18 protein-coding genes are annotated in these 14762 nt (G+C 67.0%); 14 read left to right on the forward strand and 4 right to left on the reverse strand.

Annotation, left to right across the window (positions count from 1 at the left end; genetic code table 11):
• Positions 1-225: 225 nt before the first annotated feature.
• Positions 226-516, reverse strand: coding sequence for a 50S ribosomal protein L28 (rpmB, locus tag RIdsm_RS02455; protein WP_057821479.1), 291 nt, complete (start codon positions 514-516; stop codon positions 226-228).
• Positions 517-881: 365 nt separating this feature from the next.
• On the opposite strand from rpmB, the gene RIdsm_RS02460 reads away from it, so the two are divergent.
• Positions 882-1286, forward strand: coding sequence for a hypothetical protein (locus tag RIdsm_RS02460; protein ID WP_217625282.1), 405 nt, complete (start codon positions 882-884; stop codon positions 1284-1286).
• A gap of 201 nt (positions 1287-1487) precedes the next feature.
• On the opposite strand, the gene RIdsm_RS02465 is transcribed toward RIdsm_RS02460, so the two are convergent.
• A complete protein-coding gene (locus RIdsm_RS02465; protein ID WP_057821475.1) occupies positions 1488-2462 on the reverse strand; it encodes a glutathione S-transferase family protein in 975 nt (324 codons plus the stop codon).
• A gap of 296 nt (positions 2463-2758) precedes the next feature.
• On the opposite strand from RIdsm_RS02465, the gene RIdsm_RS02470 reads away from it, so the two are divergent.
• From RIdsm_RS02470 to RIdsm_RS02510, 9 genes are all read left to right on the forward strand, one after another.
• The gene (locus RIdsm_RS02470) at positions 2759-2983 is read left to right on the forward strand and encodes a DUF6732 family protein (RefSeq protein WP_057821473.1); all 225 of its coding nucleotides are present in this window, start codon (positions 2759-2761) and stop codon (positions 2981-2983) included.
• 5 nt (positions 2984-2988) lie between these two features.
• Positions 2989-4257, forward strand: a complete 1269-nt coding sequence (locus RIdsm_RS02475; RefSeq protein ID WP_057821471.1) for a sirohydrochlorin chelatase — start codon at positions 2989-2991, stop codon at positions 4255-4257.
• A gap of 75 nt (positions 4258-4332) precedes the next feature.
• A complete protein-coding gene (locus tag RIdsm_RS02480; RefSeq protein ID WP_057821469.1) occupies positions 4333-4971 on the forward strand; it encodes a precorrin-8X methylmutase in 639 nt (212 codons plus the stop codon).
• Positions 4972-5032: 61 nt separating this feature from the next.
• The gene (locus RIdsm_RS02485) at positions 5033-6235 is read left to right on the forward strand and encodes a bifunctional cobalt-precorrin-7 (C(5))-methyltransferase/cobalt-precorrin-6B (C(15))-methyltransferase (protein WP_057821467.1); all 1203 of its coding nucleotides are present in this window, start codon (positions 5033-5035) and stop codon (positions 6233-6235) included.
• Positions 6236-6332: 97 nt separating this feature from the next.
• Positions 6333-7034 carry a precorrin-2 C(20)-methyltransferase gene (gene cobI / locus RIdsm_RS02490; RefSeq protein ID WP_057821465.1) on the forward strand — a complete coding sequence of 234 codons (702 nt, stop codon included), beginning with the start codon at positions 6333-6335 and terminating at the stop codon, positions 7032-7034.
• Positions 7025-8833, forward strand: a complete 1809-nt coding sequence (gene cobJ / locus RIdsm_RS02495) for a precorrin-3B C(17)-methyltransferase (protein WP_057821463.1) — start codon at positions 7025-7027, stop codon at positions 8831-8833. The genes cobI and cobJ overlap by 10 nt, the downstream gene beginning before the upstream one ends.
• A complete protein-coding gene (locus RIdsm_RS02500; RefSeq protein WP_057821461.1) occupies positions 8830-9360 on the forward strand; it encodes a DUF6882 domain-containing protein in 531 nt (176 codons plus the stop codon). Before cobJ ends, RIdsm_RS02500 begins: the two co-directional genes overlap by 4 nt.
• Complete coding sequence (gene cobM, locus RIdsm_RS02505; protein ID WP_057821459.1) at positions 9357-10127, forward strand: precorrin-4 C(11)-methyltransferase; 771 nt, start codon at positions 9357-9359, stop codon at positions 10125-10127. Before RIdsm_RS02500 ends, cobM begins: the two co-directional genes overlap by 4 nt.
• Positions 10128-10214: 87 nt before the next feature.
• A complete protein-coding gene (locus tag RIdsm_RS02510; RefSeq protein WP_057821457.1) occupies positions 10215-10565 on the forward strand; it encodes a hypothetical protein in 351 nt (116 codons plus the stop codon).
• Positions 10566-10596: 31 nt separating this feature from the next.
• On the opposite strand, the gene RIdsm_RS02515 is transcribed toward RIdsm_RS02510, so the two are convergent.
• On the reverse strand, positions 10597-11133 hold the full coding sequence (locus RIdsm_RS02515) for a L,D-transpeptidase family protein (RefSeq protein ID WP_057821454.1): 537 nt from the start codon (positions 11131-11133) through the stop codon (positions 10597-10599).
• Positions 11130-12386 (reverse strand): MalY/PatB family protein, encoded by a 1257-nt coding sequence (locus tag RIdsm_RS02520; RefSeq protein WP_082647564.1) that lies wholly within the window; start codon positions 12384-12386, stop codon positions 11130-11132. Before RIdsm_RS02520 ends, RIdsm_RS02515 begins: the two co-directional genes overlap by 4 nt.
• A 100-nt stretch (positions 12387-12486) precedes the next feature.
• Here RIdsm_RS02520 and def (RIdsm_RS02525) point away from each other — a divergent pair, with 100 nt between their 5' ends.
• From def (RIdsm_RS02525) to RIdsm_RS02540, 4 genes are all read left to right on the forward strand, one after another.
• The gene (def, locus tag RIdsm_RS02525; RefSeq protein WP_057821452.1) at positions 12487-13005 is read left to right on the forward strand and encodes a peptide deformylase; all 519 of its coding nucleotides are present in this window, start codon (positions 12487-12489) and stop codon (positions 13003-13005) included.
• A complete protein-coding gene (def, locus tag RIdsm_RS02530) occupies positions 13002-13496 on the forward strand; it encodes a peptide deformylase (RefSeq protein WP_057821450.1) in 495 nt (164 codons plus the stop codon). Before def (RIdsm_RS02525) ends, def (RIdsm_RS02530) begins: the two co-directional genes overlap by 4 nt.
• 96 nt (positions 13497-13592) lie before the next feature.
• Positions 13593-14498 carry a methionyl-tRNA formyltransferase gene (gene fmt, locus RIdsm_RS02535; protein ID WP_057821448.1) on the forward strand — a complete coding sequence of 302 codons (906 nt, stop codon included), beginning with the start codon at positions 13593-13595 and terminating at the stop codon, positions 14496-14498.
• Between the two features lie 13 nt (positions 14499-14511).
• Positions 14512-14754 carry a hypothetical protein gene (locus RIdsm_RS02540; protein WP_057821446.1) on the forward strand — a complete coding sequence of 81 codons (243 nt, stop codon included), beginning with the start codon at positions 14512-14514 and terminating at the stop codon, positions 14752-14754.
• Positions 14755-14762: the final 8 nt, after the last annotated feature.

A 14762-nucleotide genomic window follows, 5' to 3' on the forward strand; every position in this document is an offset into this window, starting at 1 on the left:
CGATAGGCAGCGCCCGACCGCCCCCCGGGCGGGCGTTTCTGCGATGGAGACATGCAGAGCCATCGTCGGATGTAGGCTGCGCGATAAATCAACCAACTCTGGCGTGGGTGCGCCCACCCGCGGTCGGGCGCTGCCCGGCGTGGCAACGGTTGCGAAAAACATGAAAAAGAAAAGCCCCGCCGATTGGGCGGGGCCGCTGCTAAGCCTTCGAGGTACTCGTTACCCTCAGGCGTTGGCCGCCTGTGCCTTCGCAATCTCTTTCTTCACTTTCAGCGCGTTGGCCGAAAGCGTGTCGTCTTTTGCCTTGGCAAGAAACGCGTCCAGGCCGCCGCGATGGTCGACGCTGCGCAGGGCCGAGGCCGTGATCCGCAGCTTGATGCCGCGGCCCAGCGTTTCGGACTGCAGGGTCACATCGTTCAGGTTCGGCAGGTACCGGCGCTTGGTCTTGTTGTTGGCGTGGCTGGAGTTCATGCCAACCATCGGCTTCTTTCCGGTCAGTTCGCACACGCGCGACATGGGGTCATCCTCGTCTTGGGCCGGGGGCGCTCTGCGGCCCCGTTCAATACAAACGGGCACCACCAAAGGCGGCGCCCCGAAATCCGTTGGGGGTCTTTACGGCCAAAGATGCGGGGCGTCAAGGGATTCGGGCGGGGAAAATGGCCTGCAAAATGCGCAGGATGGCGCCGGTGGCGCGCGGCGCCGGTCGGGTCGACATTTTCCCGCCGGTGGCGGGGCCGGTTTCCAGCGGTATCCGGCCGGTGCGGGGCGGGGTCATTGCAACGGCAGGGGGCCGGGGACAGGTGTGTCGGGCTAGGCAAGCAGTACTTTGAAGGGAGGCACCTATGCAACCGACACTCAAGACACTTCTTCTTTCCGCAAGCATGGCGGCCGTGACCGCGGCGCCGCTGGCCGGGGTTTTCGCCACGGCCGGTGCAGGCGTGGCCCAGGCCGAGCCCGGCGGCAACGGCAATGGCGGCGGCAATGGCAGCGACAACGGCAATGGCGGGGCCAGCGGCGAGGCGCCGGGCGGCCAGGCCAGCGCGGATGGCGCTGCCGGGGCCGAGGGGGCGCCGGGCGCCGACGGCACCGTCGGCAACCCGGGCAACGACATCGATGTCGGCCGCGCCGGCGAGACGCCCAACGGGATCGAGGATGGCTGGGGCGAGGGCGCCCGGGGCGCCTCGGACTCGGTGACCGATGCCGAGGATGGCGCCGGCAGCGACGACCCGGACGATACCGCCGGAATGGAAGAGGATGACGAGACCGGCAACAACCCGGAGGTCTGAGGGGTTTCGTGATCATGGAGAGGCCGGCGCCTTGATCGGGGCCGGCCTTTTTTGTTGCTCCGTGGGAGGGGGCGCTGCCCCCGCCGTTGAAACTCTCAAGAGTTTCAACGCCTCCCCCGGGATATTTCGGGCCAGAAGAAGCGGGGGCGGGGGGCTGCTTCTTTCTGGTTTCAGGTACCGGACTGCGCCGGTGCGGCCCGGTCAGCCCCGGTCGTGGGGGGCGTCGAAGTCGGGTTGCGGGTTGATCGGGATGATCCCGTAGGGGTTAATCGTCTTGTGGCTCATGTGGTAGTGGCGCACGATGTGGTCGAAGTTGACCGTGTCGCGGACGCCGGGCCACTGGTAGAGCTCGCGCAGGTAGCCCCAGAGGTTGGGGTAATCCATGATCCGGTTGCGGTTGCACTTGAAGTGTGTGTGGTAGACCAGGTCGAAGCGGACGAGCGTGGTGAAGAGGCGCCAGTCGGCTTCGGTGATCGTCTCGCCCATCAGGTAGCGGCTGTTCGACAGGCGGTGTTCGAGCCAGTCGAGGCTGTCGAAGAGCGGGTGGACCGCCTCGTCATAGGCTTCCTGCGAGGTGGCGAAGCCGGATTTGTAGACGCCGTTGTTGACGGTGTCGTAGATGCGGTCGTTGACCGGCTGGATCTTGTCGCGCAGTTCCTCGGGCCAGTAGTCGTCGGTGTTGCCGGTGATGTCGTTGAAGGCCGAGTTGAACATGCGGATGATCTCGGCGCTTTCGTTGGAGACGATGGTTTCGCGCTCGGTGTCCCACAGCACCGGCACGGTGACGCGGCCCGAGATCTTGGGATCGGCCTTGAGGTAGAGCTCGCGCAGGTAGTCGAGCCCGTAGAGCTTGTCGCCGGTGGCGCCGGGGTAGTCGGAGCGCAGTTCCCAGCCTTCCGACAGCATGTCGGGGTGGACGACGGAGACGTCGATATGGTCTTCGAGGTCTTTCAGGGCCCGGAAGACGAGCGCCCGGTGGGCCCACGGGCAGGCCAGCGAGACATAGAGGTGGTAGCGGCCGCTTTCGGCCTTGAAGCCGCCTTCGCCCGAGGGGCCGGCGGAGCCGTCGGCGGTGATCCAGTTGCGGAACTTGGTTTCGGACCGGACGAACTTACCGCCGTGCGATTCGGTGTCGTACCCCTGGTCTTTCCATTCACCTTCTACGAGCAATCCCATCTGGGGCCTCCTTTCATTTGGGGAACGAATTAGGCCGGGGGCGGTTCCGCGAACAGGGGGCGGGGCGCGCAGGGGTCGTGCGGGGCCGCACATGTCGGTTCGGGAACCGGTCGTGCCGATTCTTGATTTGCGCGGGCGGCGCCTGCCGCCTATAGAGGGGCAAGACGATGCCCGGAGAGCGGGCCGGAAAGGTGTGTGAAGGGCGGCCGACCCAATCCGGGGGCCAAGCTTCAGGTCGTCAGTGTTCTCCTTTTCGACCGGGCCGGTACGTGACGTTTGGACAAGGGGGATACCTCATGAGATTTGCCGTTTTTGTTGCCGCCATCATGGCCGCGGGCGCCGCCGAGGCGCATCCGGGGCATCTGGCCGAGGTGGCCGGGCACGGCCACTGGCTGGGTGCGGCTGCGATCGGGGCGGCGATTGCCATCGGGCTTTGGGCCGGGCTGAAGGGCCGGAAGAGCGAGGAGCCTGAGGCAGAGGCCGAGGACGAGGATGCCGACGCCGAGCCGCAGGAGGCGTGAGGCAGATGGTCAAGACCGGGGTGATGATTTGTGGCCACGGCTCGCGCAGCCAGTCGGCGGTGGACGAGTTCGCGACGCTGGCCGAGAAGCTGCCGCCGCTTCTGCCGGCGGAGTGGGAGATGGAATACGGCTATCTCGAGTTCGCCAACCCGGTGATCCGCGACGGGCTGGACCGGCTGCGGGAGAAGGGCTGCGAGCGCATCCTGGCGGTGCCGGGGATGCTGTTCGCGGCGATGCATTCGAAGAACGACATTCCGACGGTTCTGAACACCTATGCGGCGAAGCACGGGATATCGGTGAGTTATGGCCGGGAGCTGGGGGTCGACCCGAAGATGGTGGCGGCTGCTGGCTCGCGGGTGCGGGAGGCCTTGGACCGGGCCGATGCCGAGCATGGCGCGGTGAGCCTGCACGACACCTGCCTGGTGGTGATCGGGCGCGGCGCGTCGGACCCGGATGCCAATGCCAACGTGTCGAAGATTGCGCGGCTGTTGCAGGAGGGGATGGGGTTCGGCTGGTGCGAGGTGGGCTATTCGGGCGTCACCTTCCCGCTGGTGGAGCCGTGTCTGCAGCACGTGGTGAAGCTTGGGTACAAGCGGGTCGTGGTGTTTCCGTATTTCCTGTTTTCGGGGATCCTGATCGACCGGATCTATGGGTTTACCGACCAGGTTGCGGGGGAGTATCCGGGGATCGAGTTCGTGAAGGCCGGGTATCTGGGCGATCATCCGCAGGTGTTGGAAACCTTTGCCGAGCGGGTGAGGGAGCAGGTGGGCGCCGTGCCGCCGCCCAATTGCGGGACATGCCCCTACCGGACACAGGTTCTGGCGCTGGAAGGCGAAGAGGTTGTGGAGATCTCGGCCGAGGAGCGGCGGGGGCATCCGGCGTTCAGCGACACGCCGCCGCCGACTTGTGTCATGTGCAAGTATCGCACCGCCGTGCTGGGCTTCGAGGCCGAGGTGGGGGCGGTTCAGGAGAGCCATCACCACCATGTCGAGGGGCAGGGCGCGTCGGCGCCGGGGTCGAACGTGGAGGATTGCCAGCTGTGCAGCACGTTCTGCACGGGGCTGTGCCGGCTGGAGATGGCGGGGCATCATCACCATCATCATCACGATCACGGGCACCATCATCACCATCATGACCATGGGCATGAGCACCACCAACATGATCATGACCATCACCACGACCATGGCCACGATCATCACCATCACCACCACGCCGCCTATCCGCATGCCGACCACCCGCTGGGTCCGGAGAGCGCGCGGAAGACGAAGGCCTGAGGCGGGCGGTTCGCCCGTTTGAAAGTTGCGTTGCCGGAGCGGTATCCGGCGTTCCAGAGAGCCGAGGCCAGATCAGTGCGCCCCTACGAGAAGAACCCGCAGGCGATTTATGCCGAGAGCTTCGCGACCGTCCGCAAGGAGGCGCGGCTGGACCGGTTCGGGCCGGGAATGGAGGCTTTGGCGATCCGGCTGATCCATGCCTGCGGCATGGTCGAGGTGGCGGATCGGCTGGCGTTTTCGGAGGGTGCCTACGAGGCGGGGCAGGCGGCGTTGCAGGCCGGTGCGCCGGTGCTTTGCGATTGCGAAATGGTGGGGGCGGGGATCATCCGGCGGTATCTGCCGCGCGACAACGAGGTGATCGTGACGCTGAACGATCCGAAGGTGCCGGGTATTGCGGCGGGGATCGGGAACACGCGCTCGGCGGCGGCGGTGGAGCTTTGGGCCGAGCGGCTTGAGGGCGCCGTGGTGGCCGTCGGGAATGCGCCGACGGCGTTGTTTCATTTGCTGGAGCTGATCGACGAGGGGGCGCCGAAGCCTGCCGTGATCCTGGGGTTTCCGGTGGGGTTTGTCGGGGCGGCCGAGTCGAAGGCGGAACTGGCGGGGAACCCGCGGGGGTGTGAATTCGTGGCGCTGCGCGGGCGGCGCGGCGGGTCGGCGATGGCGTCGGCGGCGGTGAATGCGCTGGCGGCGGGGATACCGGAGGGGCGCGCGTGATGGCGGCGCTGCTCGTCGTGCCCTTGCAGGCGCGCCTCGCGGTGATTTGGGGAGAGTGAGCATGGCGGAGCCGTGGCTGCATATCGTCGGGATCGGCGAAGATGGAATGGACGGGTTGCTGCCGGCGACGCGGGCTGTTGTCGAGGCGGCGGAGGTGATTGTCGGCGGCGACCGGCATCACAAGCTGTCGGAGGCGGTGACGGCGGAGCGGGTGGCCTGGCCGAGCCCGTTCGATGCGCTGATCGATCTGCTGATGTCCTTCAAGGGGCGGCGGGTGGTGGTGCTGGCGACGGGGGATCCGCTGTGGTTTTCCGTGGGCGCACGGATCGGGCGGGCGATTGATCCCTCCGAGATCACCTATCATCCGCAGGTGTCTGCCTTTCAGCTGGCCTCGGCCCGGATGGGGTGGAGCGTTGCGGATGTGGAGACGCTGACGGTGCACGGGCGGCCCGTGGAGCAGATGATCGCGTTCATCCAGCCGCAGGCGAGGTTGCTGATCCTGACCACCGGGGCGGAGACGCCGGCGAAGATTGCCGCGTTCCTGACCGAGCGGGGGTTCGGGAAGTCCAGGATGACGGTTCTGGCGGCGATGGGTGGCCAGGACGAGGCGCGGTTCGACGGGGTGGCGGAGAGCTGGGCGCATGAGGTGCCGGCCTTCAACACGCTGGCGGTGGAGTGTGTGGCCGCACCGGATGCTGCGCTATTGCCGCGGGTGCCGGGGCTGGCGGATGAGCTGTTCGAGCATGACGGGACGATGACCAAGCAGGAAGTCCGGTCGGTGACGCTGTCGAAGCTCATGCCGATGCGGGGGGCGCTGTTGTGGGATATCGGGACCGGGTGCGGATCGGTGGCGGTCGAGTGGATGCGCGGGGCGCGGTATGCGCGGGCCGTGGGGATCGAGCCGCGGGCGGACCGGCGGGCGATGGCGGCGGCGAATGCGCTGGCGCTGGGCGTGCCGAAGCTGGAGCTGATTGACGGGTACGTGCCGGAAGCGCTGGAAGGGCTGGAGGCGCCGGATGCGGTGTTCATCGGCGGGGGCTTGAGCCGCGAGGTGTTCGAGGCGGCGTGGGCGGCATTGCGGCCTTTGGGAAGGTTGGTGTGCAACGCGGTGACGCTGGAGAGCGAGGCGGTTTTGCTGGACCTGCACAAGGAATTTGGCGGGGAGTTGGTGAAGATCAGCGTGGCGCGGGCCGAGCCCGTGGGGCGGCTGACCGGGTGGCGGCCGTTGATGCCGGTGACGCAGTGGAGCCTGATCAAGCGATGAGGTTGGCGCGTCTTCTTCATATGACGGCGCTCGCTGAGAGTGGGGGATGCCTCCGGCGGGGATATTTGGGCCAAGAAGAAGCTTGGGGGTGTGTCTCTTGAGCGGCGTTTTGTATGGGGTCGGGCTGGGGCCGGGGGATCCGGAGCTGATGACCTTGCGGGCGCATCGGTTGATTTCGGGTGCGACGGTGGTGGCTTATCCGGCGCTGGCGGGGGCGGAGAGTTTTGCGCGGTCGATCGCGGCGGGGGCGTTTGCGCCGGGCGTGCGGGAGATCGTGATGGATGTGCCGATGACCACCGAGCGCGGGCCGGCGCAGGTGGCCTATGATGTCGGGGCCGAGGAGATCGCGGGGGCGCTGGAGGCGGGGGAGGATGTGGTTTGCCTCTGCGAGGGGGATCCGTTCTTTTACGGCTCGTTCATGTACCTGTTCGCGCGCTTGTCGGGGCGGTTCGAGGTGGAGGTGGTGCCGGGGGTGACGTCTGTGACCGCCTGTGCGGCGAGGGCCGGGATGCCGCTGGCGGCAAGGAACGAGCGGGTGACGGTGTTGCCGGGGCCGCTGCCCGAGGAGGAACTCAGGGCGCGGATCGAGGGGGCGGAGAGCGTGGTGATCATGAAGGTGGGGCGGCATTTGCCGAAGATCCGAGGGGTGATCGAGAGCCTCGGGTATGGCGGGCAGGCGGTTTACGTGGAGCGCGCGAGCCTGCCGGGCGAGGTGGTTTGCCCCTTGGCGGAGGCGCCGGAGAAGGCGCCGTATTTCTCGATGATCTTGCTGACGAAAGGGGCCGATCCATGGCTGTGACACCGGTAGTTCTGGCGCTGAGCCGGTCGGGAGAGGATGTGGCGCATCGCGTGGCGGCGCTGTTGAGGGCGCAGGTGCATGGGCGTGAGGGGCGTGTGGGCCGGGCGGATGCGTTTTTCGGGAATGCGCTGGATCATGCGCGGGATTTGTTTGCGGCGGGCGTGCCTGTTGTGGGCGTCTGTGCGAGTGGCATCCTGATCCGGGCGGTGGCGCCGATGTTGTCGGACAAGCGGGCGGAGCCGCCGGTGGTGTCCGTGTCGGATGACGGGGGTGTCGTGGTGCCGCTGTTGGGCGGGCACCGGGGGGCGAACCGGCTGGCGGCGGAGATTGCCGAGGGGCTGGGTGGTCTCGCGGCGGTGACGACGGCGGGGGACGTGGCGATGGGCGTGGCGCTGGATGCGCCGCCCGAGGGGTATCGGCTGGCGAACCCGGGCGATGCGAAGGCGGCGATGGCGGCGATGTTGGCCGGGGCGGGTGTGTCTGTTGTGGGCGAGAATATCTTTGGCGTCGAGGATACGGGCGGTTCGGTCGAGCTGGTCGTGAGCGAGGCGCCCGCGGACGGGGGCGATGAGCGGCTGGTTTATCATCCGCAGCGGCATGTTGTCGGCGTGGGCTGTGCGCGGAATGCCGACCCGGAGGAGCTTTGGGGGCTGGTCGGGGCGACGCTTGAAGAGGCCGGGATTGCGCCGGGGGCGGTGGCGTGCGTGGCGACGATCGATCTGAAGGCGGACGAGCCGGCGATGAACGAGGTGGCGCGGCGGCTGGGGGTGCCGCTCAGGTTGTTTACCGCGGAGGAGCTGGAGGCGGAGACGCCGAAGCTGGCGCACCCGTCCGAGGTGGTGTTTGCCGAGGTGGGGTGTCATGGCGTCTCGGAAGGGGCGGCGCTGGCTTGTGGCGGGGCGCTGGTTGTCGAGAAGCGGAAGACGGCGAATGCGACCTGTGCGGTGGGGCGGTGCGAGACGCCGCTGACGGAGATGCCGGGGCGGGCCAGGGGGCGCCTGTCGGTTGTCGGGATCGGGCCGGGGCAGGCGACATGGCGGACGCCGGAGGTGTCGAAGCTCATTGCCGAGGCGGATGAGCTGGTGGGGTACGGTTTGTATATCGACCTGCTGGGGCCGCTGGCGGCGGGCAAGGAGCGGTCGGATTTCCCGTTGGGGGGCGAGGAGGCGCGGTGCCGGTATGCGCTGGAACAGGCGGGGCTGGGGAAGAATGTGGCGCTGGTGTGCTCGGGCGATGCCGGGATTTACGCGATGGGGGCGCTGGTGTTCGAGTTGCTGGATCGGGACGCGGCGGCGCAGGGTGTGAGCGATGCGGCGCGGCGGGTCGAGGTGGTGTGCTCGCCCGGCGTGAGTGCGTTGCAGGGGGCGGCGGCACGGGCCGGGGCGCCGTTGGGGCATGATTTCTGTACGATTTCCCTGAGCGATTTGCTGACACCGCGCGATGACATCATTCGCAGGCTGCACGCCGCGGCGGAGGGGGATTTCGTGATCGCCTTCTACAACCCGGTGAGCAAGACGCGGCGGACATTGCTGGCGGAAGCGCGGGATATCCTGTTGCAGCATCGGCCGGGGGAGACGCCGGTGATGCTGGCCACCTCGCTGGGGCGGCCGGAGGAGCACGTGCGCTATCGGCGGCTGGATGAGCTGGAGGTCGACGAGGTGGATATGCTGACCGTGGTTCTGGTGGGGTCGAGCAATTCGCGGCTGGCGCAGCTGGGCGAGGGGCCAAGGATGTTCACGCCGCGGGGCTATGCGCGGAAGATCGACGGCGACTTGGCGCAGAAGGAGGGCGCGGGATGAACGAGATATTGCTCGAGTTTGCCGGGCGCATGTCGGATGCCGGGGCGACGCAATTGCCGGAAAGCTTCAGGCAGATGGCGGTGAACGCGCGGTTTTTCCTGAACACGCGGATGGCCGGGTCTGATTTTGCGAAACGGCTGGAAGAGGCGAAAGATTTCCGGGTGAACCAGAAGAAGGGACGGATTGTCTGGTCTTTCGGGGATGCGCCGGAGGTGGCGGCGGATGCGCAGGTGATCGGGACCTATTCCAACGATGGCAGCTTCATGTGGGGCTGGGGGCATCCGGATGTGGTGGAGCCGATGCAGCAGGCCGCCTGGGCCGTGCAGCAATTCGGCGAGCGGCAGGAGATCGAGGAATTGCTGAGCCGGGGCGGGCCCGTGGATGAGGAAAAGCTGCAGGATTACCTGGCGATCTGCGCCTATATCTCGAACGCCGATGGCGTCTTCATGGGCGAGCATGGCGGCGGCGGCAAGGTGTGCATCTGTTACTATCTGAACGATCAGCTGAAGGGGCTTCTGGGCGCATGACGGTTTATTTCATCGGGGCGGGGCCGGGCGACCCGGAGTTGCTGACCAAGAAGGCGGAGCGGGTGATCGGGGAATGCCCGGTGTGCCTTTATGCCGGGAGCCTGGTGCCGGCGGAGGTGGTGGCCTGTGCGCCGGAGGGGGCGCGGGTGATGGACACCGCGCCGATGACGCTGGACGACACCCATGCCGAGATCGTGGCCGCGCATCGGCGGGGCGAGGATGTGGCGCGGGTGCATTCGGGCGATCCGTCGCTCTACGGGGCGATTGCCGAGCAGATAAGGCGGCTGCGCCGTGACGGGATCGATTACCAGATCATTCCGGGTGTGCCGGCCTATGCGGCGGCCGCAGCCGCGCTGGGGCAGGAACTGACGGTGCCGGAAGTGGGCCAGTCGATTGTCTTGACGCGGGTGAGCATGAAATCGACCTCGATGCCCGAGGGCGAGACGCTGGAGAATTTCGCGCGGACGCGGACGACGCTGGCGATACATCTGGGGGTTCGCGCGCTCAGGGAAATCGAGCGGGTGCTGGTGCCGTATTATGGCGCGGATTGCCCGGTGGTGGTGGCGTACAGGGTGGGCTGGCCCGACCAGATGTTCATTCGCGGGACGCTGTCGGACATCCGCAGCAAGGTGCGCGACGAGAAGATCACGCGCACGGCGCTGATCCTCGTGGGGCCGGTCCTGGGAGAGATTTCGGACTTTACCGACAGTGCCCTTTACGACCCCGCGATCCCGCATGTTCTCAGGCCAAAGGCGACAGTTTCATGAAGAATCCCGGTAGCTTCCGAATTATCTTTTGAGAATCGGCAGTTACACGCTAGATACCGAGTCGGTATTTCGAAGACTGGGTGCATCATGACAACGTATCTGCCGCCGGAGGTCCAGGCGGGGCTGGACGACGCCCGCAAGCGGGCGCTGAAAAAGAGCCAACGGCTGAGTGTTCAGGCGGGGGAGGAGACGTTCCGCGTGCTCGAGGCGTGGGATGACGGGTTCGCGCTGGAGCTGGCGGTGGCCGATCATTTGCGGGGCATGGTCGACCTGTACGACGGGCCGACGCTGTTGTCGCAATGCCTGATCGTGGCGTCGGAGGAAGACGGCGACCAGATGCGGTTCGAATACAAGCGCATGACCGAGGCGACGGGCGAGCAGCCGGTCGATTTCGAGAAGCCGGAGAACGCGCCTGTGGCGCTGATCGGCAAGGGCTGATCCGGATCGGCTGAGACGGGGCCGGCCCGGGTCAGGGCCGGATCACCACCTCCGTGCCGATGGGTGCGATGCGCCAGAGTTCCTCTATCACGGTATCCGCCACGGCGATGCAGCCCGCTGTCCAGTCGCCGGGCAGGGTGCGGAGGCCTTTGACGGCGTTGGGCTGGCCGTGGATGAAGATATCGCCGCCGGGGGAGACGCCCCTGGCGCGGGCCTGGGCCACGTGTTCGGGCTGGGGGTAGTCGATGCCCAAAGAAAGGTTGTACTTGCTGTTGGGGTTGCGGCGGTCGATGCGGAAGGTGCCTTCGGGCGTGCGGCCGTCGCCTTGCTGCGTCTTGGGGCCTTCGGGGTCACGGCCGAGGCCGATGGGGTAGCTGCGCAAGGCTTCGCCGCCCTTGAAGACGGTGAGGCGGCGCGCGGCCTTGTCGATCTCGATCCGGTCGATCTGTTCGGTGAGGGGCGGCAGCGGCGCGGGCGGCGGTGGCGGGGGCGCATAGCGCTGCCAGAGGATGACCCCGCCGAGGATGAGGGCGGCCAGAACGGCCGCCCGCAGCGCCCAGCGGATCATTGCAGGTCGGAGAAGGCGTCTTGCAGCCGCGAGACGGCCTCTTCCACGTTGGCGCGCCGGGTGCCGATGTTGAAGCGGAGGAAGGTCTCGCCCCCGGTGCCGAAGCCGCCGACGGAGGGAACAAGCCGGGCGTCTTCATGGACGCGGCGCAGGACGTCTTCCATCGACAGGCCGGTATTGGCGAAATCGACCCAGGCGAGATAGGTGGATTGCATCGGCATTGGCACGACGCCGGGGATCTGCGCGACGCCATCGTTGAAGACCTGCGCGTTGCCGGCGATGTAGGGGACCAGCTCGTCGACCCATTCGGCGCCGCGCGGCGTGTAGGCGGCGGCGGTGAGTTCGACGCCCAGCAGGTTGGGCTGGGTCTGGTGGACGAGCAGCGCGTGGCGGAATTTCTTGCGCTTTTCCGCCTCGGGGATGGTCACGGCGGCGTTGCGCGCCCCGGCGATGTTGAAGGTCTTGGACGCGGCGGTCAGCACGATGGTGCGATGGGCGGCCTCTGGCGCGGCCACCATGAAGGGGGTGTAGCTGTTGCCGGGGAAGGCGAGGTCGTGGTGGATCTCGTCGGAGATCATCAGCAGGTCGTGCTTTTCGCAGAACGCGGCGAGCTGCTGAAGTTCCTCGACCGTCCAGATGCGCCCTGCCGGGTTGTGGGGCGAGGAGATCAGGACGGCCTTTTCCTTGCCCGTCAGGCCGGCTTCCAGCGCGTCGAAATCCATGTGGTAGATACCGTCGCGGATGACCAGCGGCGACTCGTGCACCACCCGGCCGGCGTTCTTCGTCTTGTTTGTGAACTCGTGGTAGACGGGGGTGAAGATGATCACCTCGTCGCCCGGGTCGGTGAAGGTTTCGAGCAGGAGCGCGATGGCGTGGCCGAGGCCCAGCGTGCTGGTCATCCAGTCGGGGTCGACCGCCCAGCCGTGGCGTTCCTTCATCCACCAGGCGGCGGCCTGAATGGCCTTGGCGTCGGAGGCGAAATAGCCGTAATTGGCCTTTTCCAGAAGGCCCTGAACGGCCTCCTGCAGGACGTCCGCCGCGCGGAAATCCATGTCGGCGACCCACATGGCGATGCCATCCTCGGGCGAAACGCCGCCATAGGCCTCCATCTTGTCCCACTTGGTGGCGTTGGTGCCGCGGCGGTCGATCGGCTCGTCGAAATTCGTTTCGGAGGCGGCACCGGAAGAGGACGCGTGCCCGTCGCCGGTGGACTCGTTGGTGCCGTGCGGGTCGGTTGGATCGTCGAAATTCATGGGGCCTCCGGTTGCTCGCTCTTGCGCGGGAAGCTATCTCACTGAGGCCCGGGTGCAAGGGGCGTTGCGCCTCGCGCGGCCATCGCCTAAATGAACACGCATGAAACGGCCTATTCTCATTCACCCCGATCCGCGCCTGAAAAAGGTGTGCGCGCCCGTGAGCGATGTCTCGGACGAGCTGCGCGCGCTGGCCGACGACATGCTGGAAACCATGTACCACGCGCCGGGCATCGGCCTGGCGGCGCCGCAGGTGGGCGTGATGGATCGCCTGCTGGTGATGGATTGCGTGAAGGAAGAGAACGAGACGCCGCGGCCGATGGTGCTGATCAACCCAGAGGTGGTGGCCAGTTCGGATGAAAAGAACGTCTACGAGGAAGGCTGCCTGTCGATCCCCGAGCAGTTTGCCGAGGTGACGCGGCCCAAGCTGGTCGACGTGCGCTGGATGGACCTTGACGGCAATGAGCAGCAGGAGACGTTCGACGGGCTGTGGGCGACCTGCGTGCAGCACGAGATCGACCATTTAAACGGCAAGCTGTTCATCGATTACCTCGGGCCGATGAAGCGGCAGATGATCACCCGCCGGATGCAGAAGCTGAAGCGGGAAAAGGCGCGGGTGTGAGCGTTCGGCGCTGTCTGCCCTGGCCCGACGGGCGGTTGCGCCGTGCGGCGGAGCCGGTGGACGCCATCACCGACGAGATCCGCGCGACTTGGAACGACATGATCGACACGATGGAGGCGATGCCCGGCGTCGGGCTGGCGGCCACGCAGATCGGCGTGATGCTGCGGCTGGCTGTGGTGGATGCGTCGTCGGAGCGGGGGAAGGCTGTGCGGATGGCCAACCCCGAGGTTCTGCATGCCAGTATCGAACTGCGCGAGCATGAAGAGGCGAGCCCGAACTTGCCGGGTGTGTCGGCCAAGGTGAAGCGGCCCCGGGCGGTGACGGTGCGGTTTCTGAACGAGGCGGGCGAGGTGGAGGAGCGCGATTTCGTCGGGCTCTGGGCGACCTCGGTGCAGCACCAGATCGACCACCTGAACGGGCGGCTTTACTTTGACCGGCTGGGCAAGGTGAAGCGGGACATGCTGTTGCGGAAGGCGAAGAAAGCCGGGTAGGCGGGTGGTGGTGAGAGGTGGGTTGGCACCCACCCTACGGCGCCGGACATCCGGGCGGTGGGTTGGCATCCACCTTACGTGAGGAAAGGGACACCGATGCGCGTGGTATTCATGGGAACGCCCGATTTCTCGGTGCCGGTGCTCGACGCACTGGTGGAGGCCGGGCACGAGGTGGCGGCCGTCTATTGCCAGCCGCCGCGCCCGGCGGGCCGGGGCAAGAAGGACCGGCCGACGCCGGTGCATGCAAGGGCCGAGGCGCTGGGGCTGGAGGTGCGGCATCCGGAGCGGCTGAAAGGGGCCGAGGAGCAGGCGGAATTCGCGGCGCTCAACGCGGATGTTGCGGTGGTGGTGGCCTACGGGCTGATCCTGCCGCAGGCGGTGCTGGATATGCCGAAGCATGGCTGTCTGAACATTCACGCCTCGCTTCTGCCGCGCTGGCGGGGGGCGGCGCCGATTCACCGGGCGATCATGGCGGGCGATGCCGAGACGGGCGTGTGCATCATGCAGATGGAGGCGGGGCTCGATACCGGGCCGGTTCTGTTGCGGGAGGCGACGCCGATCAGGGCGGAGGACACGACCGGCTCGCTGCATGACCGGCTGTCGGCGATGGGCGCGGCGTTGATCGTGAAGGCGCTGGCGGGGCTGGGCGAGCTGGTGCCAGAGGCTCAGCCAGAGGAGGGCGTGACCTATGCCGACAAGATCGACAAGGCCGAGGCGAAGGTTGACTGGGCCGCGCCGGCGACGGAGGTCGACGGGAAGATCCGCGGGCTTTCCCCCTTTCCCGGTGCTTGGACCGATTATGACGGCCAAAGGATCAAGCTGCTGGCCTCGCGCCTGGCCGAAGGGGCCGGCGCGCCGGGCGAGGTGCTCGACGATGCGCTGACGGTGGCCTGTGGTGAGGGCGCGGTGCAGGTTTTGCGCTTGCAACGGGCCGGCCGGGGGCCGCAGGATGCCGCCGAGTTCCTGCGCGGCACGAAGCTGCCCCGCGGCACGCGGTTGTAGAGAGGGGTCGCGCATGTTTCTGCAGCTTTTCGGCACGGTCGTGATTGCCGGGATCGTGGGCTATGTCAGCGAGAAGTCGGGGTTCACGCGGAACGGCTACCTGCCCTCGATCATCATCTGCGTCGGCGGGGCGTTCCTGTTCTACTTCGTGCGGATCATGTTCGGGTTCCGCTTCGGCGCCCCGGGAGTGGACGCGATCCTCTCGTCCATCGGTGCGTTGATCATCGTGCCGACCCATTGGCGCAAACGCAGGTAAGGAGGGAG

Source organism: Roseovarius indicus (assembly GCF_008728195.1).
In the GTDB taxonomy this organism is placed as follows: domain Bacteria; phylum Pseudomonadota; class Alphaproteobacteria; order Rhodobacterales; family Rhodobacteraceae; genus Roseovarius; species Roseovarius indicus.